Here is a 25,249-nt window from a genome sequence, read left to right on the forward strand (position 1 = left end):
GCTTGTCCTCATCACGTCGTAGTCGCGGCAGGGAGTGAAGGGCCTCGGTCTCAGCGTCGGCCTCAGCCGAATTCTTCGTCGATGATCCCGAGCAGCTGGTCGAGCGACGCCGAAGCGATGTCTTCCTTGGGCGCCTGGGGATTCCCGGCCGGCGACGGTGCGGGGCGCCGCAGCCGGGCGATGATCTCTTCGAGCCGTTTCGCGACCGCTTCGTGCTCGGCGTCGTCCGTTTTCAGGGCCGTTTCGAGCCGGTCCAGCTCCTCCAGGGCCGAACCCGGCGGCCGGGCGCCGTCCTCGGGCAGCCGCGCCGAGATGTACGCGGCGACGGCCTCGGGCGACGGGTAGTCGAACACCAGGGTCGAGGGCAGCCGCAACCCGGTGGTGGCGTTGAGCTGGTTCCGCAGTTCGACCGAGGTCAGCGAGTCGAAGCCCAGGTCGCGGAAGTCCTTGGTGGCACCGATGGAAGCCGGTGACGAGTGGCCCAGCACCGCGGCCACCTCGGTGCGCACGAGGTCGAGCACGAACCGCGCCCGCTCGTCACCCTGAAGCCCGGCGACCCGCTGTGCTGCCGTCTCGCCCGTCTGAACCGCCGCCGCCCGGCGTACTGCCGGGACCAGGCCTTGCAGCATCGACGGCACCACACGCTGGGCCCTGAGCGCCGCCGTGTCGATGGCGGCCGGCACGACCAGGGGTTCGCCGGAGCCGACCGCGAGGTCGAAGAGCGCGAGCCCCTGCTCCACGGGCAGCGCGGCGACGCCGTCCCGGTCCAGGCGGGCCAGGTCGGTGCCGGACAGGGTCGCGGTCATGCCGGTGTCCTGCGCCCACGGCCCCCACGCCAGGGACACCGCCGGCAGACCCTCGCTACGCCGTTGCCGGGCAAGGGAATCGAGGAACGTGTTGGCTGCCGCGTAGTTGCCCTGCCCCGGGCTGCCCAGCACGCCCGCGATCGACGAGTACAGCACGAAGGCGGCGAGATCGAGGTCCCGCGTGGCCTCGTGGAGGTTCCACGCCGCGTCGGCCTTCGGGCGCAGTGCGGCATCGATCCGGTCGGGGGTCAGCGCGCCGATCACCCCGTCGTCGAGCACTCCGGCGGTGTGCACGACCGCGGTCAGCGGGTGGTCGGCGGGGATGGCGCCGATCAGGGCGCGCACGGCCTCGGGATCCGCGACGTCGCAGGCGGCCACCGACGCGTCCGCACCCAGTTCGGCCAGCTCCGCCACGAACTTCTCCGCGTCCGGTGAGGCCGGGCCGGACCGGCTGGCCAGCAGCAGCCGCCGTACGTCGTGCTCGGTCACCAGGTGCCGGGCCAGCAGCCGGCCCAGCCCGCCGGTGCCGCCGGTGATCAGCACGGTGCCAGCGGGCGCCCAGCCGAGCGGCTGCGGTGCCATCGACCGCCGTGCCAGGCGGGCGGTCAAGATCTCGTCACCGCGGATCGCCAGCTGCGGCTCGTCCGGGATCGTCAACGCCGTGCCGATGTCCCCCGACGGGTCGAGGTCCAGCAGCCCGAAGCGGTCCGGGTGCTCCGACTGCGCGGTGCGCACGAGGCCCCAGGCCACCGACGCCGCGAGGTCTTCGCCGCTCGTCGCGCCGCGGGTGACGAACACCAGCCGCGACGACCGTTCTTCGGCGAGCCAGCCCTGCAGCAGTTCAAGCGTGCGGGTGCTGAGCGCGTGCGCGGAGTCCACGGGGCGATCGCGGTCACCGGCGAGGCAGATCAGGACGACGTCGGGAACCTCGTCCAGCGCGGCGAAATCTTCGCTCACGGTGGCACCGCAAGCGCGCGCAACGCCGAACGGGTCCTCTCCCAGCAGGGCCACCGACTTCGGCCCGGCAGACTCGGTCGTCACGGGCGTCCAGTCCACTCCGAACACCGTGTCCCCGGCGACCGTGTCCGCCGCACGCAGCTGTGCGCCGGAGAAAGCCCGCGAGACCAGCGATTCGACGGTGACCACCGCAAGCCCGGCGGGATCGGTGATCGTGATCGACATGGTGTCCTCGCCGGTCGGCACCAACCGGACCCGCAGCGAGGCAGCGCCCGTGGCGTGCAGCGAGACGCCCTCCCAGGAGAACGGGACCGCGCCCGTGCCGTCACGGTCGGCGTCCGGCAGCAGCCAGGGGTGCAACGCGGCGTCGAGCAGCGCCGGGTGGAGGCCGAACGAACCGGCGTCGGCCACGACGTGCTCCGGCAGGCTCACCTCGGCGAACATCTCGCTGTCCCGGCGCCAGACCGCCCGCAGGCCCTGGAATGCCGGTCCGTAGTCGAAGCCGAGACCGGCGAAGTCCTCGTAACAGCCCTCGACCGGGACCGGTTCCGCCCCGGCCGGAGGCCATGCCGCGTCCTCGACCGGCGGAGCAACCGCCTCGCGAGAAAGGCTGCCCGAAGCGTGTCGCAGCCAAGACGCGTCGTCGGCACCGGCCGGCCGGGAGTCGATCAGGATCGCGCGCCCGCCGGTGTCGGTGGGCGCGCCCACCGAGACCCGCACCTGCACGGCGCCCTGGCCCGGGAAGACCAGCGGCGACTCCAGTGTCAGCTCTTCGATCCGCGCGCAGCCGACCTCGTCGCCCGCCCGGATCGCCAGCTCGGCGAAGGCCGTGCCGGGCAGCAAAGTCTTGCCCTGCACGACATGGTCGGCGAGCCACGGGTGAGTGCGGGTCGACAGGCGGCTGGTGAACACCACGCCCGCGTCGTCGGCCAGCGCGACAAAACCGTCCAGCAGCGGGTGGCCCACCGACGTGAGGCCGACCGACGCGGCGTCACCGGCCTCGGAAGCCGACGGGGCCGGCCAGTAGCGCTCGCGCTGGAACGGGTAGGTCGGCAGGCTGATGTTCGCCTCGGCTCCGGCGAACAACGACGTCCATTCGACGCCGACCCCGCTGACGTGCAATCGGGCCAGCGCGCGGAGCAGCGCCTCCTTTTCGCTGTGATCGCGGCGCAGCGCGGAAATCACCGTCACCTCGGCCGGATCGACGACGTCGAGCGCCAGGCCGGCGAGCACCCCGCCGGGACCGAGTTCCAAGATGGTGTCCGAGCCCGCGTCGGCCAGCGCGGTCACGCCATCGGCGAACCGGACCGCGTCGCGCACCTGCCGCACCCAGTATTCGGGCGAGGACAATTCGGCGCCGGCCAGCTGCCCGGTCACCCCGGAAACGACCGGGATCCGCGGTTCCCCGAAGGACAGTCCGGCGATCGCCTCGGCGAACCCGGCCAGCATCGGTTCCATCAACGGCGAGTGGAAGGCATGGGAAACGGTCAGCCGCTTGGTCTTGTGGCCCAGGTCTTCGAGCTGCGCGGCTATGTCCGCCACCGCTTCCTCGGTGCCCGAGAGCACCACCGTCTCCGGGCCGTTCACCGCGGCGATCGACACCTCGGCTTCCTGACCCGCCAACAGGGGCAGCACCTCAGCCTCGGCCGCGCGGACGGACACCATCGCCCCCGCGCCGGTCGGAAGGGCCTGCATCAGCCGTGCGCGGGCCGTCACCAGGGCACAGGCGTCGGCCAGCGAAAGGACCCCGGCGACGTGCGCCGCCGCGACCTCACCGATCGAGTGCCCCGCGACCCGGGAAACCCGCACCGCCAGCGACTCCATCAACCGGAACAGCGCCACCTCGATCGCGAACAACGCGGGCTGGGCGTAACCGGTCCGATCGAGCGCCTCGGCGTCGGTGCCCCAGACGATCTCGCGCAACGGCCGGTCCAGGCCCCGCTCCAGCTCGGCGGACACGGTGTCGAAGGCGTCCGCGAACGCGGCGAAGTGCTCGTACAGCTCGCGTCCCATGCCGAGCCGCTGGCTGCCCTGGCCGGAGAACACCACTGCCACCGAGCGTTCCGTGGCCAGGCCCGTCACCACGGCCGGTTCACCGTCCACTCCGGTCAGCAGCACCGCGCGGTGGTCGAACAGCGCGCGGCCGGTGACCAGCGAACGGCCCACGTCGGCCGCGGGGAGTCCGGGATTGAGCCGGGAGAACTCCTTCATCCGGTCGATCTGCTCGTTCAGCGCCATCTCGGACTTCGCCGAGAGCGGCCACGGCACGATGTCGACCGGTCCGGAGTCCTCGGCCTCCGCCGCAGTCGGCGGGGCCTGCTCGAGGATCACGTGCGCATTGGTGCCACTGAGCCCGAACGAGGACACACCAGCGCGACGCGGGCGGTCCACCTCCGGCCACGGAGTCTGCTTGGTCAGCAACGAAACCGCACCGGACGACCAGTCCACATGGGACGACGGCTCACTCACGTGCAAGGTCTGCGGCAACACCCCGTGGCGGATGGCCATCACCATCTTGATGACGCCCGCCACCCCGGCCGCGGCCTGCGTGTGGCCGATGTTCGACTTGATTCCGCCCAGCCACAGCGGAATCTCTCGATCCTGACCGTAGGTGGCCAGAATCGCTTGGGCCTCGATCGGGTCGCCCAGCACCGTGCCGGTCCCGTGCGCCTCGACCGCGTCAACGTCCGCAGTGGACAGACCCGCCCCAGCCAGCGCTTGCCGGATCACCCGCTGCTGCGCCGGACCATTCGGTGCCGTCAAGCCGTTCGACGCGCCATCCTGGTTCACTGCCGAACCCCGCATCACCGCGAGGACCCGGTGCCCGTTGCGCTCCGCGTCGGACAACCGCTCGACGACCAGGACGCCCACGCCCTCAGCCCAGCCAGTGCCGTCCGCGTCGTCCGAGAAAGCCTTGCAACGACCGTCCGGAGCCAGCCCGCCCTGGCGGCTGAACCCGGCGAAACCGGTCGCCGTCGACATCACCGTCACGCCGCCGGCCAGTGCCAGCGAGCACTCACCAGACCGCAGAGCCTGCGCCGCCCAGTGCAGTGCCACCAGCGAAGACGAGCACGCGGTGTCCACAGTGACCGCCGGGCCTTCAAGACCGAAGGTGTAGGAGACCCGGCCGGACACCACACTCGCCGCCAGGCCCGTGGTGGCATGACCTTCCACGTCCTCGGGCGAGTTCTCCATCAGGCTCGCGTAGTCCTGGCCGTTGGTGCCGACGAACACGCCGGTGGACGTCCCGCGCAGGCCGGCCGGGTCGATCCCGGCCCGCTCGACGGCCTCCCACGAAGTCTCCAGCAGCACGCGCTGCTGCGGGTCCATCGCCAGCGCCTCACGCGGCGAGATGCCGAAGAACCCGGCGTCGAATTCCGAGACGTCGTCGAGGAAACCGCCGTGGCCGGTCACGCTGGTGCCGCGGCCCTCACCGGCGAGCGCGGCCAGATCCCAGCCGCGGTCCGACGGGAAGACCGACATCGCGTCGCGGCCCTCGTCGACCAGCTGCCAGAGGTCTTCCGGCGAGCGCACGTTCCCGGGGAACCGGCAGCCCATCCCGACGATCGCGATCGGCTCGTCCGCCATCGCCTGCGTCCGGACCGTGACGCGCGTGTGCCGGTCATCGCCGACCAGCTCGCACAGCAGGTGCTCGGCCAGCGCCGCCGGGGTCGGAAAGTCGAAGACCACTGTGGACGTCAGCGCCAGGCCCGTGACCCCGGCCAGCTGATTGGCGACTTCGACCGCGGTCAGGGAGTCGAAACCGAGATCCCGGAAGGCCGTGTCGGCAGCGACCGCGGACGCCGAAGCGTGGCCGAGCACGGTCGCGGCGTGGGTGCGGACGAGCTCCAAGACCGTCCCGGCCCGGTCGGCTTCAGGCAGCCCGACCAACCGTTCACGCAGCTCGGCCCCAGCCGAGCCAGGAGCCTCGTCCGCCTCGAGCACACGGCGAGCGTCGGGCAGCTCCGAGAGCAACCGGCCCGGCCGCAGCCCGAGCAACGCGGTCAGCAGCATCGGATCGCGCAGATCGGCGATCACCGCGGTCGCCGCCGATTCGGTGACGACCTGGCTGAGCGTGGCCGCCGCCAGGCCCGGTTCGAGCAGGGCCCCGCCCAGCCGCCGGGAGCGTTCCTCGACCCGTGCTTCGTCGGCCATGCCGCCACCGGCCCAGGCCGCCCAGGCGATCGAGGTGGCCACGAGCCCGTCGTCGTGGCGGCGCTGGGCGATCGCGTCGAGCACCGCGTTCGCCGCCGCGTAGTTGCCCTGCCCCGGGCTGCCCACCGAGCCGGCGATGGACGAGAACAGCGCGAACACCTCGAGACCGAGGTCGCGGGTCAGCTCGTCGAGCACCAGCGCCGAGGTGACCTTCGCCCGGAACACGGCGTCGAAACGGTCCGGGGTCAGCGCGTCGAGCACTCCGTCGTCGAGGACGCCCGCGGTGTGCACCACTGCGGTCAGCGGGAGCTCGGCGGGAAGTCCGGCCAGCAGTTCCCGGACCGCGTCCCGGTCCGAGACGTCACACGCTTGAAGCGTGACCTGGGTGCCCAGGGCCGTCAGCTCGTCACGCAGGGCCTCGGCACCCGGCGCGTCCGCCCCCCGGCGGCTCGCGAGCAACAGGTGCGGGGCGCCCTTGGTGGCCAGGTCCCGGGCGACATGGGCGGCCAGCGCGCCGGAGCCACCGGTGATCAGCACCGTCCCGGTGGGACTCCAGGCCGTCACCTCGTCCACGATCGGCGCGGGCAGCAGCCGGCGGCCGAAGACCCCGGAAGCCCGGACGGCGACCTGGTCTTCGGCGTTTTGGTCGAGAACCCCGGCGAACCGTCGTGCCGCACGCTCGTCCAGCAACTCGGGCAGGTCGATCACGCCGCCCCAGGAGCGCGGGTACTCCAACGCGGCCACGCGGCCCAGACCCCAGACACCGGCCTGTGAGACCGCCCGAAGCGGATCGGCGCGGCCGGTCGTGACGGCGCCGCGGGTCACCGCCCAGACCGGGGCCGTGACCTCCGCGTCGCCCAGCGCCTGCAGCAGTCCGGCGGTCGTGGCCGCAGCTGACTCGGTGAAAGCGAGCAGCGAGACCACTCCGGCCAGGCTGTGGGGAACCGAGTCCTGGAGTGCTTCGGTCAGGTCGGCCCGCTCCGTGCCATCGACGTCGAGCCGGACTGCGGCCGGGCCCATCGCTTCGATCACCGACGCGACCCAAGCGTCCTCGGCGAGCTTCCGCGGCACCACGACGAGCCAGGCGCCCAGCGACACCGGCCCGAACGATTCTTCCAGCGGCAGCCAGGTTTCCCGGTACCGCAACGAGTCCATCTTGGACTTCTCCCGGCGCTTGCGGCGCCAGGCCGACAGCGCCGGCACGACCTCTTCCAGCGCGGTCCCGGTGACCCCGAGATCCCCGGCCAGCTCGTCGAGGTCCGAGCCCTCCACCGCGGCCCAGAACCGGTCGTCGGTCCCGATGGCGGCGGAAACCGCACCGGCTTCCGGCCAGAACCGCTCACGCTGGAAGGCGTAGGTCGGCAGGTCCACGCAGTGCGCGCCCGAGCCGGTGAAGAACCCCGGCCAGTCCACGGGCGCGCCCAGCACATGCAGCCCGGCGAGCGCCGCGACGATCGAGTCCTCCTCACCGCGGTCCCGGCGCAGCGCCGGGATGACCACCGCATCGGCCGGCAGGCTCTGCCGGGCCATGGCGGACAGCGCGCCGTCCGGGCCCACTTCGAGGAAGCCCGCCGCACCCGCGTCACGCAGGGTCGTCACGGCGTCGGCGAAGCGCACGGTGTCGGCGGCGTGCCGAACCCAGTAGTCCGGCGAGCAGAGGAGTTCGGCGTCCGCGAGCGCGCCGGTCGCCGTCGAGACCACCGGAAGTGTGGGCGGACGCAGGTCGAGTCCTTCGACCACAGCCCGGAATTCGGCGAGCATCGGCGCCATCAGCGGCGAGTGGAAGGCGTGCGACACCGGAAGCCGTTTGGTCTTGCGGCCCTGGGCGCCGAAGGTGGCCGCGATCGCCGCGACGGCGTCTTCCGCGCCGGAAATCACCACGGCGTCCGGGCCGTTGACCGCCGCGATCGAGACCGTGTCCTCGTGGCCGGCCAGCAGCGGCCGGACCTCGGCTTCGCTCGCCTGCACCGAAACCATCGAGCCCGAATCCGGCAGCGCCTGCATCAACCGGCCCCTGGCGACCACCAGCGTGGCGGCGTCGGCCAGCGAGAGGACCCCGGCCACGTGGGCGGCGGCGATCTCGCCGATCGAGTGACCGGCGACAAAACCGGGCCGGACCCCGAAGGATTCCAGGAGCCGGAACAGCGCGACCTCGACCGCGAACAGCGCGGGCTGAGCCCACCCGGTCTGGTCGAGCAGATCCTTCTCCTCACCCCACAAGACTTCGCGCAACGGACGGTCCAGCTGGGCGTCGACGTGCGCCGCGACCGCGTCGAAGGCCTCGGCGAACGCGGGGAACAGGGCGTGGAGTTCCTGGCCCATGCCGAGCCGCTGCGAGCCCTGGCCGGTGAACAGCACCGCGAGCGGACCACCGGTGGCAGCCCCGCGGGCGATCTCGCGCACTCCGTCCCGCCCCGGGAGCAAGGCCGCCCGGTGGCCGAAGGTGGACCGGTTCGCGACGAGCGAGTAGCCGATGTCCAGCGCGGTCAGGCCCGGATTGGCCTCGGCGAACGAGGTCAGCCGGTCGATCTGGGCGGCCAGCGCCGCCTCGGTCTTGGCCGACACCAGCCACGGCGCCAGCCGCGGTTTCGCGGGCACCCGCTCGCGCTCGGGCGGCTCCTCCAGGATCACGTGCGCGTTGGTCCCGCTGATCCCGAACGACGAGATCCCCGCACGGCGCGGTCCGTCGCCCACCCAGGCCACGGGCTCGTCGAGCAGGGTGATCGAGCCGGCCGACCAGTCCACCTGGGACGAGGGGGTGCCGACGTTCAGGCTGCGCGGGAGTTCACCGTGGCGCATCGCCATGATCATCTTGATCACGCCCGCGACCCCGCCGGCCGCCTGCGTGTGGCCGAAGTTGGACTTGATCGACCCGAGCCACAGCGGACGATCGCGATCCTGCCCGTAGGTCGCGAGCAGCGCTTCCGCCTCGATGGGGTCACCGAGCGCGGTTCCGGTGCCGTGCGCCTCCACGGCGTCCACTTCGGACGGTGACAGGCCGGCACCCTGGAGCGCGGCCATGATCACCCGCTGCTGCGAGGAGCCGTTCGGCGCAGTGAGGCCGTTCGACGTGCCGTCGGAGTTCACCGCGCTGCCGCGCAGCGTCGCGACGATCCGGTGACCGTGCCGCCGCGCGTCGGAAAGCCGTTCCAGCACAAGCATCCCGGCGCCCTCGGCCCAGCTGGTCCCGTCGGCGTCCTCGGAGAACGACTTGCACCGGCCGTCCGCGGCCAGGCCGCCCTGCTTGCTGAACTCGACGAACATCGACGGCTCCGACAGCACGGCCACCCCGCCGGCCAGCGCGAGCGAGCACTCCCCCAGCCGCAGGGCCTGCGCGGCCATGTGGAGCGCCACCAGCGAAGACGAGCACGCGGTGTCGACGGTCAGTGAAGGGCCTTCGAGCCCGAACGTGTAGGAGATCCGGCCGGACATCACGCTGCCGGTGTTCCCGGTCAGCACAAAGCCTTCCGAGCGGCTGGCCTCGGACAGCAGCGACGCGTAATCGCTGCTCGACGCGCCGATGAACACCCCGGTGGCCGTGCCGGCCAGCGATCCGGGCACGATGCCCGCCGCCTCGAACGCCTCCCACGACACCTCCAGCAGGATCCGCTGCTGCGGGTCGGCGGCCAGCGCCTCACGCGGGCTCATCCGGAAGAAGCCGGCGTCGAACTCGGCCGCGTCGGCCAGGAACCCGCCCGAGCGAGTGCTCGACGTGCCGGGCCGCAGGCCGTCCGGGTCGTAGAGGCCGTCGAGGTCCCAGCCGCGGTCGGCCGGGAAGCCGCCGATCGCGTCGCGGCCCGAAGAGACGAGTTCCCACAGCTCGTCGGGCGAGCGCACCGCGCCCGGATAACGGCAGCTCATCCCGACGATGACGATCGGGTCCCCAGCCTCCCCGGAGTGCACAGTGTCGGCCAGCACGGCGGCGGGCTTGACGGGCTCGGCCGGTCCGGTGTCCAGCACCAGCTCGGCGAGCAGATGCGCGGCCAAAGCCTGCGGGGTCGGATGGCTGAACACGGCGGTCGGCGTGAGCCGGAACCCGGTCGCCGCCGTGAGTTTGTTCCGCAGTTCCACCGAGGTCAGCGAGTCGAAGCCCAGCTCCTTGAACGCCCGGCCCGGCTCGACCTCCGCGGACCGGCCGTGCCCCAGCACGGCGGCGGCCTCGGCCTGGATCAGCTCGACCAGTGTGCGTTCACGGTCCTCTTCGGACAGACCACGCAGACGGGCGGCCAACGGTGCCGCCCCGGCAGCGTTGGCGGCGGCCGAGCGGCGGACCGGGGCCCGGACGAGCCCGCGGAACACGTGCGGCACCTGGTCACGCTGCCGGGCCAGGTCCACGGTCGCCGCGACGATCACCGGAGCGGCCGAGCCGAGCGCGGCGTCGAACAGGGACAGCGCCCGGTCCTCGGTGAGCGCGGGCAGGCCTTCCCGGGCCATCCGCGCGAGGTCGGCCTCGGTCAGCGCCGCGGTCATCCCGCTGCCCGGCGCCCAGGCGCTCCAGGCCAGCGCGGTCGCCGGCAGGCCGAGGTCGCGGCGGTGCTGGGCGAGGGCGTCCAGACCGGCGTTCGCGGCCGCGTAGTTGCCCTGCCCGGCGCTGCCGAGCGAGCCCGCGACCGAGGAGAACAGGACGAACGAGGTCAGGTCCGCGGTGAGTTCGTGCAGGTGCCAGGCGGCGTCGAGCTTCGGGGCCAGGACCGTGTCGAGACGGTCCGGGGTCAGGGAGTCCAGCACGCCGTCGTCGACCACGCCCGCCGCGTGGACCACCGCGGTCAGCGGATGCTGCGCGGGGATGCCCGCCAGCAGGGCCGCGACCGCGTCGCGATCGGCGACGTCACAGGCGACCGCCGAAACCTGGGCACCGGACTCGGTGAGTTCGGTGAGAAGTTCTTGCGCCCCTTCGGCTTCCGGGCCGCGCCGGCTCGCCAGCACCAGATGCCGTACGCCGCGTTCGTGCACCAGATGCCGTGCGAGCAGGCCGCCGAGCCCGCCGGTGCCACCGGTGATCAGGACCGTACCGTCAGTGTCCCAGTCGCCCGGGATCCGCAGCACCAGCTTGCCGACGTGCCGGGCCTGGCTCATGTACCGGAACGCCTCGGGCGCGCGCCGCACGTCCCAGGACTTGACCGGCAGCGGCGACAGCACCCCGGCGGTGAACAGCTCCACCAGGACCGCCAGCATTTCCTGGATCCGGTCCGGACCGGCCTCGGACAGGTCGAAGGCCCGGTAGCTGACGCCGGCCGGCTCGCGGATGTCGGTCTTGCCCATTTCGAGGAACCGGCCGCCGGGGGCGAGCAGGCGCAGGGACGCGTCCACGAACTCGCCCGCAAGCGAGTTCAGGACGACGTCGACACCCCGTCCGCTGGTGACGTCCAGGAAGCGCTGTTCGAACTCGGTCGTCCGGGAGGAAGCCAGGTGATCCTCGGCGACGCCGAGCGCGCGGAGGGTGTCCCACTTGCCCTCGCTCGCCGTCGCGAAGACCTCGGCGCCGAGGTGCCGCGCGTACTGGATCGCGGCCATGCCGACGCCGCCCGCCCCGGCGTGGATCAGGACCGACTCACCGGGACGGACGTCGGCGAGGTCGCTCAAGGCGTAACAGGCGGTCAGGAAAACCAGCGGCACCGCGGCGGCGTCCACTTCGGACCATTCGGCGGGCATCGGGATCAGGAATCGCTCGTCGACCACGGCGGCGGGACCGAAACCGCCGTCCACCATGCCCATCACCCGGTCACCCGGCCGGAGCGCCTGCACCTCCGGCCCGGTCTCGACGACCACCCCGGCCGCCTCCGCACCGAGTGGACCGGCTTCGCCCGGATACATGCCGAGCGCGTTGAGCACGTCGCGGAAGTTCATCCCGGCGGCGGTGACCCGCAAGCGCACTTCCCGGCCCTCAGGCGGGGCAACGGCCAACGGAGAAAGGGTCAGCTCGTCCAGGCTCCCCAGGCGCGGACTGTCCAATCGCCACGGAGTTCCGCTGGGCGGCAGCAAACCGGCGTCGGTGGATCCGGCCAGCCGGGCGAGCCGGGCGACCCGGACCTCACCGCCGCGGACGACCGCCTGCGGTTCGCCGGAAGCGACCAGTCCGGCCAGTGCGGCGGCCGAGGCCGGGACCGCGGTTTCGGCATCGAAGTCGACGAGCACGAGCCGGCCCGGGTGTTCCGCCTGCGCCGACCGGATCAGGCCCCACACCGGCGCGGCGGCCGGATCGGTGACCGGTTCACCGGCGGACTGCATCGCGCCGCGGGTGACGACGACCAGGCGGGTGCCGTCGAACCGGTCGTCCGCCAGCCAGTCGCGCACCGTCGAAAGGGTCTCCGTGAGCGCGTCCCGGTAGCCGGACTTCCCGTCGACGGACAGGACGAAAACCGTCGCGCCGTCCACACACGGGTTCGGGTGGCTCTCCACCGAATTCGCGGCCTCCAGCAGGCCGCCCGCCACGTCGTGGGGGTCGGCGCCGAGCACGGTGAAACAGTCCTGCGCCTCCAGGTCGACCGGCAGCGGCGTCCAGTCCAGGCTCCAGAGGTGGTCGAGAGCGCCCTCGTCGTCTCCGGCGAACGATGGCGGGCGCAGGACCAGCGATTCCGCCGAGAACACCGGCGCCCCGGCGGGATCGGTGGCCAGGATCCGCACAGCGTCCGCACCGGCGGGGCTCACCCGCACCCGCAACGCCGACGCACCGGTGGCGTGCAGGGCGACGTCGGTCCAGGAGAACGGCACGGTCCCGGCCGGACCGCTCAGCGCGGGCGCGTGCAGAGCCGCGTCCAGCAGCGCCGGGTGCAGCCCGAACGTCTCCGGCGAGCCGGATTCAGGCAGCTGGACCTCGGCGAAGACGTCCTCGCCGCGCCGCCACGCCGCGGTCAGCCCCTGGAACGCCGGGCCGTACTCAAAACCGGCCTGCACCAGGCTTTCGTAGCAACCGGAAAGGTCGACAGCCGACGCTCCCTCCGGCGGCCAGGCGCCTTCGAACTCGAACGCCGGCGCACCCGAGGCGAGGAAGCCGGCGGCGTGACGGGTCCAGGACGCCGTCGCCGCTTTCCGCGCGTGAATGGTGACGGCCCGGCTGCCGGCCTCGTCGAGCGCGCCGACCGTGACCTGAATCTGGACGTCGTCCTGCTCACCGAGGACCAGCGGGGCTTCCAGGACCAGCTCGGCCAGGCGATCGCAGCCGACCTCGTCCCCGGCGCGCACGGCCAGCTCCACCAGCGCCGTCCCCGGGACCAGGACCCGGCCGAGCACGCGGTGATCGCCGACCCACGCGTGCGTGCGCCGGGAAATCCGGCCGGTGAAGAGGGTTTCGCCCGTTGTGGCCAGTTCGAAGGCGGTGTCCAGGACCGGGTGGTCCAAAGTGGACTTTACCCGTCCGGCGCTGCTGTCGGTCCAGAAGTGGCTGCGCTGGAAGGCGTACGTCGGCAGGTCGATCCGGCGGGCGCCGCGACCGGCGAAGAACTGGGACCAGTCCGGTCCGGCACCGCGGACCTGCAGGGCGGCGATGGTGGCGACGATCGAGGCGGCCTCGTCCTTATCCTTGCGCAGCGCCGGGGCCGCGAAGGTGTCCCCGTCCGCAAGGATCTCCGCGACCATTCCGGACAGAGTGGCGCCGGCGCCGAGTTCGAGGACCGAGGTGACGCCCTCGGCACCCAGCGTCGCGACCGCGTCGGCGAAACGCACCGGCTCGTGGACCTGGCGCACCCAGTACTCGGGCGAGCCGAGGTCCGCCAGCTCGCCGGTCACGGTGGACACCACCGGCAGCTTCGGCTTCCGGTAGGTCAGCACGTCGGCGACCCAGCGCAGGTCGTCCAGCGCGGGCTCCATCAGCGAGGAGTGGAACGCGTGGCTCACCCGCAGCGGCGTGGACTTGATCCCCTGCTCGGACAGTTCCTCTGACAACGCCGAGACGTCGGCCTCTGGTCCGGAAAGGACCACGGCCTCCGGACCGTTGACCGCAGCGACGCAAACCTCACTGCTGTGCCTGGAAAGCAGCGAGCGAACCCGTTCTTCGCTCGCGCGGACGGCGACCATCGCCCCACCGGCGGGCAGGTCCTGCATGAGGCGGCCGCGATTCGCGGCGAAGGCGGCAGCGTCCGGCAGCGACCAGATCCCGGCGACGTGCGCCGCGGCGACCTCGCCGATCGAATGGCCGGTGACGACGTCCGGCCGCAAGCCCCACGACTCCAGCAGCCGGAACAACGCGACCTGGAAGACGAACAGCGCGGGCTGGGTGTACCCCGTCTCGACCAGCAGCGCGGCTTCGGCCGAATCGGGCTCGGCGAACATGACCGACTTCAGCGGCCGGTCGAGGTGCAGGTCCACTTCGGCACACGCGGCGTCAAAAGCCTTGGCGAACGCCGGGAACCGCGCGTGCAGCTCACGGCCCATGCCGAGCCGCTGCGCGCCCTGACCGGGGAAGACGAACGCGAGCCGTCCGTGCTGAGCGGTGCCCTCGTGGACCGACTCGTGCCGTTCGCCCTTGGCCAGCGCGTCGAGGCCGTCGAGACCGGCGTCCACCACCACGGCCCGATGCGGCAGGGCCGCTCGGCTGCACGCGGCGGAAAACGCGAGGTCCAGCGGCCGGGCGCCGGACCGCACCACGTCCCGCACCAGGGCGGCCTGGGCCTGCAGAGCGGGCAGGCTGCGAGCGGAAAGCACCAGCGGCGTCGGGCCGCCCGGGTCCTCGACGTCCTCGGTATCGGGCACCGGCGGGCCCTGCTCCAAGAGCACGTGGGCATTGGTGCCGCTGAAGCCGAACGAGGAGACCGCGCATCGCCGCGGCGCCTCACGCTCGGGCCACTCTTGTGGCTGGGTAAGCAGTTTCAGCGTGCCCGCGGACCAGTCCACGTGCGGGGTGGCGGGATCGGCGTGCAGCGTCCGGGGCAGCACGCCCGCGCCCATCGCCGAGATCATCTTGATCACGCCGAGTACCCCGGCCGCGGCCTGCGCGTGGCCGATGTTCGATTTGACCGACCCCAGCAGCAGCGGCTGCCCGGCGTCGCGACCAGCGCCGTACACGGCCTGCAGCGCGGCGCCTTCGATCGGGTCGCCGAGCGCGGTGCCGGTGCCGTGCGCCTCGACGGCGTCCACATCGGACGGATCGAGGCCGGCGTCGGCCAATGCCTGACGGATGACCCGCTGCTGGGCGAGCCCGTTCGGGGCAGTGAGCCCGGCGCTGGCGCCGTCGGAGTTCACCGCGGAACCCCGGAGCACCGCCAGGACCCGGTGCCCGCGCGCCTTCGCCGTGGACAGGCGTTCCACCAGCAGCATGCCGACGCCCTCGCCCCAGCCTGTGCCGTCCGCGCCCGCGCCGAACGCCTTGCAGCGCCCGTCTTCGGCCAAGCCGCGGACCCGGCTGAACGCCATGAACGAGCCGGGAGTGGCCATCACCGCGACCCCGCTGACAATCGCCTGGTCGCAGTCGCCCCGCCGCAGGGCCTGGGCGGCGACGTGCAGCGCCACCAGCGACGCCGAACAGGCCGTGTCGATCGTCAGGGCGGGACCGTGCAGGCCGAACTCGTAGGCGATCCGGCCGGACGCGATACTGCCCGCGGTCCCGGTGATCAGGTGGCCTTCCGCGCCGTCGCGCGCGTCCTGCATGCCCGGCCCGTACTCGTGGTTCTCCGCGCCGATGAACACTCCGGTGGAGCTCCCGCCGACCGACAGCGGATCGATCCCGGACCGTTCGAACAACTCCCAAGCCAGTTCCATCAACAGGCGTTGCTGGGGATCCATCGCGGCGGCCTCACGCGGGGAGATCCCGAAGAAGTCGGCGTCGAACTCGGTCGCGCCCTTGAGGAATCCGCCGAACCGGGAGTACGTGTGCCCGGGGCGGTCCGGGTCGGGGTCGTAGGAGCCCTCGATGTCCCAGCCGCGGTCGGCGGGGAATTCGCCGATGGCATCCTTGCCCTCGGCGAGGAGCTGCCACAGCTCTTCCGGCGAGGTCACCCCGCCGGGGGTGCGGCAGGCGGTGCCGACGATCACCACCGGGTCGCTGGCGTCGGCCTCGGCTCCCCCGACGACGGTCTGCGCTGCCGATTCTTCGCCGAGAAGGTGCACAGCAAGGCCGTGAGCAAGGCTGCTGGCAGTGGGGTGGTCGTAAATGTCGGTCAGGGGAAAGGAAATCCCGAGTTCGGCCTGGACCAGACGGTGCAACTCGACCGCGGCCAGCGAATTGAGGCCCAGGTCGGCGAAACGGCGGAGCGGATCTTCGACCTCGGCGCGTTCGACCCCCAGCGCCGAGGCGGCGAACCGCTGGACCAGCGCCAGAAGCTTCCGGACGGCGTCACCGCGCGAACCACTCGCCAGCTGCTCGCGCCACGCTTCGGCGGCACCGCCGTCACCCTCGCCGGCCGAGGACACGTTGCAGGCTTCGCTCGTCATATCGCCGCGCCACCAACCTTAGGACCCTGGTCCGGAACTGACTTGGCCCCGATCGTAGAAGTCCGCACCCTGTACTTTTTCCTAGAGGACAGCCCGATTTCCGCACTCCGGCCGCCCGCCGCCGGCAGGACTGGTGTTTTCCCGCGATCGGCTGGGGGACGCTTCGGCGACACCAGGGGCGCGGCATGGAACGCCGGTGCAAGAGACCGGCCCGAGCCATGCCGGCCGCGTTCTCTTCGGAGGGGCACCCGCCATGACCTTGGCCAGCCAGCACCCCATGACCATGTTCGGCCCGGACTTCCCCTTCGCCTACGACGACTGGCTGAGCCACCCGGCCGGTCTGGGCCGGCTGCCGGAGCACCGCCTAGGCACCCCGGTCGCCGTGGTGGGCGGCGGGATCTCCGGCCTCGTCGCCGCGTACGAGCTGATGAGACTGGGCCTGCGGCCGGTGCTCTATGAGGCCGGCGAACTCGGCGGGCGCATGCGTTCGATCGCCTTCGCGGACCACCCGGAGTCACTGGCGGAGCTGGGCGCGATGCGGTTCCCGCCCTCGGCCAGCACGCTGTTCCACTACATCGGGCTGCTCGGCCTGGCCACCCGCCCGTTCCCCAATCCCCTCTCGGCCTGCACGCCGAGCACGGTGATCGACCTCGGCGGCGTCGTCCACCGCGTCCGGACCGCCGACGAGCTGCCCACCGACTACCAGACCGTCGCCGACGCCTGGGACAAGGCGCTGCAGGACCGCGCGGAACTGTCCTCGATGGAGGACGCCATCCGGCGCCGCGACGTCCGCGCGATCAAGTCCATCTGGAACCGCCTGGTGACCGAAATGGACGATCAGTCGTTCTACGGCTTCCTGGCCGCGTCCTCGGCCTTCGAGTCCTTCCGCACGCGGGAGATCTTCGGGCAGGTCGGCTTCGGCACCGGCGGCTGGGACACCGACTTCCCCAACTCGATCCTGGAGATCCTGCGGGTGATCTACACCCACGCCGACGACGACCAGGTCAGCATCGTCGGCGGCGCCCGTCAGGTCCCGGCCGGGCTGTGGACCCGCGTGCCCGAGGAGATGGCGCACTGGCCTGCCGGGACCTCCTTGTCCTCGCTCAACTCCGGCCGTCCTCGCCCGTCGGTGACGCGGCTGAGCCGCGCCGGCGACGCCATCACCGTCGAAGACAGCTCGGGTACGCGGCAGGACTTCGCCGCCGCGGTGTTCACCCCGCACGTGTGGACCCTGCTCGGCCAGATCGACTGCGCGCCGGAGCTGCTCAGCGTTCCGCAGTGGACCGCCGTCGAGCGCACCCACTACATGAACTCCTCCAAGCTGTTCGTCCTCACCGACCGGCCGTTCTGGCGCGACACCGACCCGCGCACCGGCCGCGACGTGATGGGCATGACCCTGACCGACCGCAGCCCGCGCGGGGTCTACCTGTTCGACGACGGCCCCGACCGGCCGGGCGTGATGTGCCTGTCCTACAGCTGGAACGACGACTCCTCGAAGATGCTCACCCTCGACGACGACCAGCGCCTGGCCGTCGTCCTGCGCCAGCTCAAGGCGATCTACCCGGACGTCGACATCGCCTCGCACGTGATCGGCGACCCGATCACCATCACCTGGGAGCGCGAGCCGCACTTCATGGGGGCGTTCCGCGCCAGCCTGCCCGGCCACTACCGCTATCAGCGGCGGCTGTTCACCCAGTTCATGCAGCGCGAGGAGCCGGACGAGCGACGCGGCTTCTTCCTGTGCGGCGACGACGTTTCGTGGACCGCGGGGTTCGCCGAGGGCGCCGTGACGACCGCGCTGAACGCCGTCTGGGGAGTGCTGGACCACCTCGGCGGCGCGACGGCCCCGGGGAACCCCGGCCCCGGGGACCGCTTCGACGAACTCGCGCCGGTGGACCTGCCGTTCTGAGGGCGGTCCCGGAACAATCACTGCACGGGAACGGGTTTTGCTGCCGTCTTCGGCGTCACGGGGATGACGTCGAAGTTCCCGGCCGTCACGTCGAGCCGGTGGAACAGCAGGTCGGGACCCGTCACGTACAGGGTCGAGACGCCCTCGTCCTTCAGCGCCCCGACCACGGCCGGCCAGTGGATCGGCCGATCGAAGGTGTCCAGCAGCATGGTCTGCAGCTCGGCGGCCGAGCCGATCCGGCGGCCGTCCTGGTCGGCGATGACCGGCAGGCTCGGCTCGGCGAGCGGGTAGCGGGCGAACACCTCGGCCGCCTGGACGCGCAGCGGGGCGAACCGCTGCGCGTGCACCGGCGGCCGCATGGTCTGCATGGAATAGCCGCCGAGCGCGCGGACCGCCGCGATGAGCTCGTCCAGCAGCGCCGCCCGCAGGGAGACCAGGTAGGCGCCCTCGTCGAGGTGCCCGGAGATCTCGATCCAGTCCCCGCGGGCGGCCCGCTCTTCGACCAGCGCCAGGAACTCCGGGCCGGGCACCCGGACGAAGCAGTGCGTCACCAGGTCGTCCGGCTCACCGGCGAAGTACTCGTCCTCACAGCGGACGAGGTCGACGGTGAGCCGGACGGCGTCGGCGAAGTCCAGCGCGCCGACGTACGCCGCCGCCGCGCGCTGGCCGACGCTCGCGCCGACGCAGAAATCGGGACGCAGCCCCAGTTCCTGCTCGGCCCGGTCGGCCAGCGCGAGTGAGTTCACCAGGAACGCCACCTGGGCGTTGACGTCGTAAACCCCTTCGGCGGCACGGAAACCCTCGAGCAGCGAACGGCCGAGCACCTCGTCGGCCAGCGCCGTCCGCCGGCGCGCGTAGCGGTCCAGCACCATGAACCGGCCGACCTCGGCGAACGTCGAGGAACCCATCCCGGGGAAGGCCACGGCGACCGCGCCGCGCGGTTCGCTCACGCCGAGACCGCCAGCTCCTGGAGCCGCTTGCTGTCCGGCTTTCCGTTGCCGTTCAGGGGGAAGCTGTCGATGACGACCATCCGGTCGGGCACCTCGTAGTCGGCCAGCGCCGCCCTGGCCACGGCGCGCCAGTGGTCCTGCCCGCGGTCCTCGTCGTCCTCGACGAAAGCGATCAGCTCGCTGCCCCGCCGTTCGCACGGGATGGCGATGATCTTGGCCACGCAGCCGGACTCCGCCATCCGCCGTTCGATCATCTCGGGGTAGAGGGTGTAGCCCATGCGGTGGACCGCGCGCTTGCGGCCGAGGATGACGAGGCTGCCGTCCTCGGTCAGGCGGCCGAAGTCGCCGCTCGGGTACCAGCCGCGGGCGATCGGCTCGATCTCGCCGTCCTCGCCGAGGTAACCGGCCATGACGTCCGGGGTGAGCACCATGACCTCGCCGACCTGGCCGGCGGGCAGCTCGACGCCGTCGTCGTCCACCACGGCCAGCCGCACGCCCTCGACCGCACGGCCGCAGGCGACCGGGTTGTCCAGCGTGGCAAAGGAAACGTTGCCCAGCTCGGTGCTGCCGTAACTGTCGAGCAGGTGGTGCCCGACCTCCTCGGCGTACCGGTCCACCAGGCCCGGGTCCAGCGGCGCGGCGCCGGCGCAGAGCATCCGCGCCTCGGCGAGCACCCGCATCAGCACGGGCCGGCGACGGGCGATGTTGAGCATGCTGCGGTAGGTCGCCGGGGTGGCGTCGAACACCGTCCCCCCGCACAGCCCGGCCATCTGCAGCGCGTGGTCGAGCCGCCGGTACGGGGCCACCACCAGCGAGCACCGGGTGAGCCAGGCGATCAGCACCATGGACAGCCCGTACTGGTGGGAGAACGGCAGCAGCGGCACCAGCACGTCGGACTCCACGTGCCCGACCTGGTTGAGGTTGCGGCGCAGGTTCGCCAGGAACGAGCCGCCGGACTTGACGATCGCCTTCGGCGTGCCGGTCGAGCCGGAGGAGAACATGAGCAGGCCGTCGGGCAGGTCGCACCAGGGCTGCACGTCCAGCTCGGCGGCGGTCGCGCTCCGGCCCGCGGAGTACAGCTGCAGCTCGTAGATGGTGAAGGCCAGGATGTCCAGCTCGGGCAGCACCGTGGTGTCGCCGCTGATGCAGACCTTGACGCGGGCCTGGGCGATCAGCCGGGCGGTGGCCTCGGGCCGCTCCTGGTAGTCGATCAGCACGATGGAGGCGCCGAGGTGCATCAGCGCCAGCAGCGCGGTCAGGTAGCCCGGTGAGTTCTCCGCCTTGAGCAGGACCCGGTCGGACCGGCGCACGCCGCGGTCCCGCAGCTCGCCTGCCATCCGGACCGCGTCGGCTTCCCACTCCTCGAGAGTGCGGACACTGTCGGCGCCGCAGATCTTCGCCATGGCCGAACCTCTTCCTTCGACTTCGAGAGACAACGGCACTCCGGGGTGCCCGGTGCCCAGTGTTCGCGGTCACCACCAAGGAAACCCCCAGAAACCGCGGCCCCGGCACGGGGGATCAGCCGGCACTGGCCCCGTGGCCCTGGCGGGTTTACGCCCTGATGAGGCTTTTTCGCAGTGGGACTCGGGGGTGGGTGTGCCACGCTCGACGTGACACGCAAGCTGACCCTGTTCGCCGGTGTCGTTCCGCGCGCGGAACGACACCGGCGAGGCTGCCGCGCCCTAGGCCCATTCAGGCAGGCGATGGCGGTGCCGTGCCGGTTCCGCGACGCCGCCCCGCGCACCGGCGCGCGCTCGACCACCGCATCAGCGTCGCCACGGCCTGCCGTCACCTGCGCGAAGCCACCACAGCCCTCGCCGATCAGGCCCTGGCCCGGTGCCGCGCCCTGCGCCAACGAGCACACTGCGGAATCACGCGGCGCGGACCCAGTCTCGGGGTCCCTCGCTATGGACCGGGGGTCAGACGTCCCTGGACGTCGAATGTCAAGCGGCGAGGTTGTGGTTACGGTGTGACCATGCGGTTGCTTGGTCGTAGTGGCTGGTGGTTTTGAGGCAGCCGTGCAGGATGCCGACGAGCCGGTTGCCGACCTGGCGGAGTGCGGCGTTGTGGCTGACGTCGCGGGATTTGAGCTGGTCGTAGTAGGCGCGGACGGCCGGGTCGTGGAGGCTCGCGCAGCTTGCTTGGAGGTGGAGGGCGTCAACGAGCCGGTCATTGTGGACGAACCGGGAACCGGCCAACCAGTTCATGGAACCGGGACATCCCGGTCATCCCCTCGGGCAGCCGCACCCGCTTGAGGACTGTCCCGTCCTGATCCTGGACCTCCACATCGTGGTGATCCTCAGCCCAGTCATCCCCGACGAACAGCACCCGAACCTCCATATCCAACAACGGTTGCAGCAGCCCGCAGGAGCCGGTCAGCGACCTAATGGACAAGTGCTCACGCCATCACTCAGCAGGCACGACATCCCATCAGCGATCAAGACCCCTGACCACCGGTGAGGGCACGATCTGACCCTAGGACTCGAAGGTCCAGGCGGCGAGAGTGCTCACTCACCAGCGGCTACAGGCACCGAGTCTGCCAGCACGACTGACCCGACAGCTCCCATTAGGCGGCTGCCTCGTGGCCGGCCCTGGCGTCACCCGCGGACCCTGTCATCCGGCTTTCGTGCAGCGGTGGTGGTTTCGTCGCATACACCCGGCCCGTCGGTGTGGTGATCGTGCCTTCACCGCCGGACATCGAGGTGCAGGTCCAGCCTGGTTCGTCTTTGAGGCGGTGATGTCGCCTACAGCGCGGGCCAAGGTTCTCTTCGGCGGTGTGGCCGCCTGTCGCGAAGTCGCGGGTGTGGTCGATGTCGCTGTACTGCGACGGGCGGTGACATCCGGGATGAGCGCACTCCCGATCGCGCGCCTGGACCAGGTCGGCGAGCGCGGCTGGTGGCCGGTAGCGGGTCCGGCCGACGCTCAGGACCTGTCCGGTGTCGGGTTCGGTGATGATGCGGCGCCATACCGAGCCTGGCTCGGCCGCCAGTTCCCGCCCGAGCCAGGCGGGGATGGTGCCGGTGCCTGCCAGCTCGGCGGGGTCTTCGTTCAACCCGGCCAGGGTCAAGAGATCGAGGTAGACGTAGATGACGGGTGTGATGCCGCTGCCACCCCGTGCCCGGTTCAGCAACCGGTCGACCAGGACATCCGCACGCAACTGGTCCAGCGTCCGGTCCTCGCCGCCGCGACGCAGCCTCCGCGCCTCCTGGTCAAGGGAGGTGTAGATCGCCGACGCTTGTTCCACCGGCAGATCACACAGCAATGTGGACATCGTCTCGTCTTGATGAATCAGGCAGACGTTACGATCGCGCCGCCGCGCCCGGGATCTTCGCTCATATCCTTCGGCATCGACCTTCTGCACCACTCGATTCACCGCCGCCCGCAACGACGACGGATTCTTCCCCGCCAACCGGGCCGAAACAATCGCGTCGACCTGACGGGCCATCTCGTCGGACAGGGCAATAGTCGGCTCGAATACCATCCGCGCTTTGAAAGCGTCGATCTCCCCACGCCGGAACGCCGCGAACGTCTCCGGCAACCGGGTCGTCAGCGCCTGCGCCAAGGCGACATCAGCCCCAGCACGGCGTTCGGTCACCGACAATTCCAACGCCAGCTCGGCCGCCACCGACCGGGCAGACCCCCTGTCGCGGCGAACAATGCGACATCGGCGACTTGCTCGGCTTCCAGTTGCGCCACCCGGACGGCCCGTTCATGAATCCGAGCCAAAACATCGGCTGCGCCGCTTGAAGAAGAATCCCCATAACAACTCACCCTTTAATTTTACCGGCACCACCCATCAAAAACGTCACCACATCGTGTAAGCAAACAGTGCCACATCAACTATCAGATCCGTCCGGAATTCGGTTGACAAGCGGCACTCACCTTCACCCACCACGAACATCGCAGACGCTACCGAGGAAACCTCAATGAGGTTTTCTCAGTAGGGCTGGGTGGGCTGGGTGGTGTGGGTTGAGGCGTGGGGCCGCTGGTAGGACTGGATTTGCGAAGATCGAATCCTAGAGTCCAGAGGCCCCACGTGATTTCCTATGGTGCCACGCTTGATGTGACACGCGAGTTGGCCCTGTTCGTCGCCGAGGTGCTCCGTGCCGAACGCCGCCGCCGGGGCACCCGCCGCGGCCGGCACGCGTTGACCCCGTACCGGCAGGCAGTGCTGGTACTGCGCTGGTTCCGCGACGCGACCCCGGTGCACCGGCTCGCCACCGACCACCACATCAGCATCGCCACCGCCTACCGGTACCTGCACGAAGCCATCACCGCCCACGACGCCCATGCCTCAACCTGCAGCAGGTGCTGACCGAGCGTCACACGGCCGGGACATCCATCTGGTCCTGGACGGGACGTTGATCCACTCCGACCGGGCCGCCGCGACCACGCTCAAAATCCGCTGGCACGCCCTACAACGAGTAACCCTCTGCCCCAAAAAACCGGCACAATCATCCAAGCAGCACTCACCCTCACCCGCCACGAACACCGCAGACGCTACCGAGAAAAGCTCAATGCGGCGTTCAGCGCGTCGAATCGGGGCTCGGTCCGGAGTGCCTCCGCTGGCGGTGGTGACGCTCCGGGCCAGGCCTGAGGCAGCGCACCGTGGCCAGGCAAGGAGGCGGAACCACGCGACACTAGTGATTTGCCGGGCTGCGCCGTGAGACAAAGGCAGGGTCTCGGACTCCGATGCCACCCGCGCAGCGCGGAAAGGTGTGCCCATGGACTCGACCCGCCGGCCGATCCTGTTCGTCAGCTCTCCCGAAAGCGGGCTGCTCAACCCGCTGCTGATCCTCGCCGCGGAGCTGTCCGGCCGCGGGGTGGAGGACCTCTGGTTCGCCACCGACGAGCCCCGCCGCGGGGAAATCGAAGGCATCGGCCACGGGACTCCGGTGGAGTTCGCCTCGCTCGGCGAGGTGGTGCCCGAGATGTCCGCGGTGACCTGGGACGACGAAACCTACCGGGCGGTGACCCAGGCTTCGCGGTTCAAGGCCCACGCCGCGGTCCTGCGGCACACCGTGGACCCGAAGCTGCGCGTGGGCAAGTACCGCGCGCTGGAAACCGCGGTGGACAAGATCCAGCCCGCGCTGATGGTCATCGAGAGCCTCAGCCTGTTCGCGGTCGAGCTGGCGATCACCCGGAAGATCCCGTTCATCCTGAGCGTCCCGTTCATGCCCAGCAACGTGCTGACCTCGCACACCCCGTTCTCGAAGAGCTACACGCCGCCGAGCTTCCCGGTGCCGCATTCGGGGCTGCCGTACAAGATGAGCCTGGCGGAGCGCATCGAGAACCGGCTGTTCAAACTGCGCACGCTGGCCTTGTTCCTCGGCCCCAAGCTGGCCAAGATCGTCTCGCAGGACGGCCCGATCCGCGCGGAGCTCGGGATCGCCCCCGAGGCCCGCGGGCAGATGGCCCGGATCGACGCCGCCGAAAGCATTCTCGCGTACTCGGTCGTCGGGCTGGACTATCCCTTCCCGGTGCCGGAGAAGATGCGGCTCGTGGGCGCTATGGTGCCCCCGCTCCCCCAGGCCCCGGACGACCGCAGCGTCGCCGGCTGGCTCGACGCCCAGGATTCCGTCGTCTACATGGGATTCGGCACGATCACCCGGCTGACCCGGGAGCAGGTCGAATCGCTGGTCGAGGTCGCGCGCCGGCTCGAGGGCGAACACCAGTTCCTCTGGAAGCTGCCGGCCGACCAGCAGGAGTTCCTGCCGGCCGAGCTGCCCGGCAACCTGCGGGTGGAGACCTGGGTGCCGTCCCAGCTCGACGTGCTCGCGCATCCCAGCGTCAAGGTGTTCTTCACCCACGCCGGCGGAAACGGCTACCACGAAGGACTTTACTTCGGCAAGCCGCTGGTGGTGCGCCCGCTCTGGGTCGACTGCCACGACCAGGCGGTGCGGGGCGAGGACTTCGGCATCAGCCTCACCCTCGACCGGCCCGAGACGATCGATCCCGACGACGTGGTCGACAAGCTTACCCGCGTGATCGGCGAGGACTCCTTCCGCGAGCGGGCCTCGCACTTCGCCGTACAGCAAAGGGAAGCGGGCGGACGGGAAGCCGCTGCCGACGTCGTGCTCGCCTCCCCTTCCCTGCACTGACCCCGC

The 25,249-nt window shown here is 71.1% G+C and carries 8 protein-coding genes; 3 read left to right on the top strand and 5 right to left on the bottom strand.

The window, feature by feature from the left end:
- Positions 1-62 precede the first annotated feature (62 nt).
- Complete coding sequence (locus tag OG371_RS40860; protein WP_329062020.1) at positions 63-16,283, bottom strand: type I polyketide synthase; 16,221 nt, start codon at positions 16,281-16,283, stop codon at positions 63-65.
- 253 nt (positions 16,284-16,536) lie between these two features.
- Between OG371_RS40860 and OG371_RS40865 the strand changes: the two genes are divergently transcribed.
- Positions 16,537-18,192 (top strand): flavin monoamine oxidase family protein, encoded by a 1,656-nt coding sequence (locus OG371_RS40865; protein WP_329062021.1) that lies wholly within the window; start codon positions 16,537-16,539, stop codon positions 18,190-18,192.
- A 17-nt stretch (positions 18,193-18,209) separates the two neighbouring features.
- On the opposite strand, the gene OG371_RS40870 is transcribed toward OG371_RS40865, so the two are convergent.
- The 4 genes from OG371_RS40870 to OG371_RS40885 all read right to left on the bottom strand — a co-directional run bounded on the left by OG371_RS40870 (position 18,210) and on the right by OG371_RS40885 (position 22,767).
- The gene (locus OG371_RS40870; RefSeq protein ID WP_329062023.1) at positions 18,210-19,142 is read right to left on the bottom strand and encodes an ACP S-malonyltransferase; all 933 of its coding nucleotides are present in this window, start codon (positions 19,140-19,142) and stop codon (positions 18,210-18,212) included.
- Positions 19,139-20,545: a class I adenylate-forming enzyme family protein gene (locus tag OG371_RS40875; RefSeq protein WP_329062025.1), complete on the bottom strand. Its 1,407-nt coding sequence runs from the start codon at positions 20,543-20,545 to the stop codon at positions 19,139-19,141. The genes OG371_RS40870 and OG371_RS40875 overlap by 4 nt, the downstream gene beginning before the upstream one ends.
- A 540-nt stretch (positions 20,546-21,085) precedes the next feature.
- Positions 21,086-21,349, bottom strand: coding sequence for a hypothetical protein (locus OG371_RS40880; RefSeq protein WP_329062027.1), 264 nt, complete (start codon positions 21,347-21,349; stop codon positions 21,086-21,088).
- A gap of 359 nt (positions 21,350-21,708) precedes the next feature.
- Positions 21,709-22,767 (bottom strand): DUF222 domain-containing protein, encoded by a 1,059-nt coding sequence (locus OG371_RS40885; RefSeq protein WP_442876036.1) that lies wholly within the window; start codon positions 22,765-22,767, stop codon positions 21,709-21,711.
- Between the two features lie 438 nt (positions 22,768-23,205).
- On the opposite strand from OG371_RS40885, the gene OG371_RS40890 reads away from it, so the two are divergent.
- On the top strand, positions 23,206-23,457 hold the full coding sequence (locus tag OG371_RS40890; RefSeq protein ID WP_442876037.1) for a hypothetical protein: 252 nt from the start codon (positions 23,206-23,208) through the stop codon (positions 23,455-23,457).
- A gap of 409 nt (positions 23,458-23,866) precedes the next feature.
- Positions 23,867-25,243, top strand: coding sequence for a glycosyltransferase (locus tag OG371_RS40895; protein ID WP_329062029.1), 1,377 nt, complete (start codon positions 23,867-23,869; stop codon positions 25,241-25,243).
- Positions 25,244-25,249: the final 6 nt, after the last annotated feature.

This window comes from Amycolatopsis sp. NBC_01480, from assembly GCF_036227205.1.
Lineage (GTDB): Bacteria > Actinomycetota > Actinomycetes > Mycobacteriales > Pseudonocardiaceae > Amycolatopsis.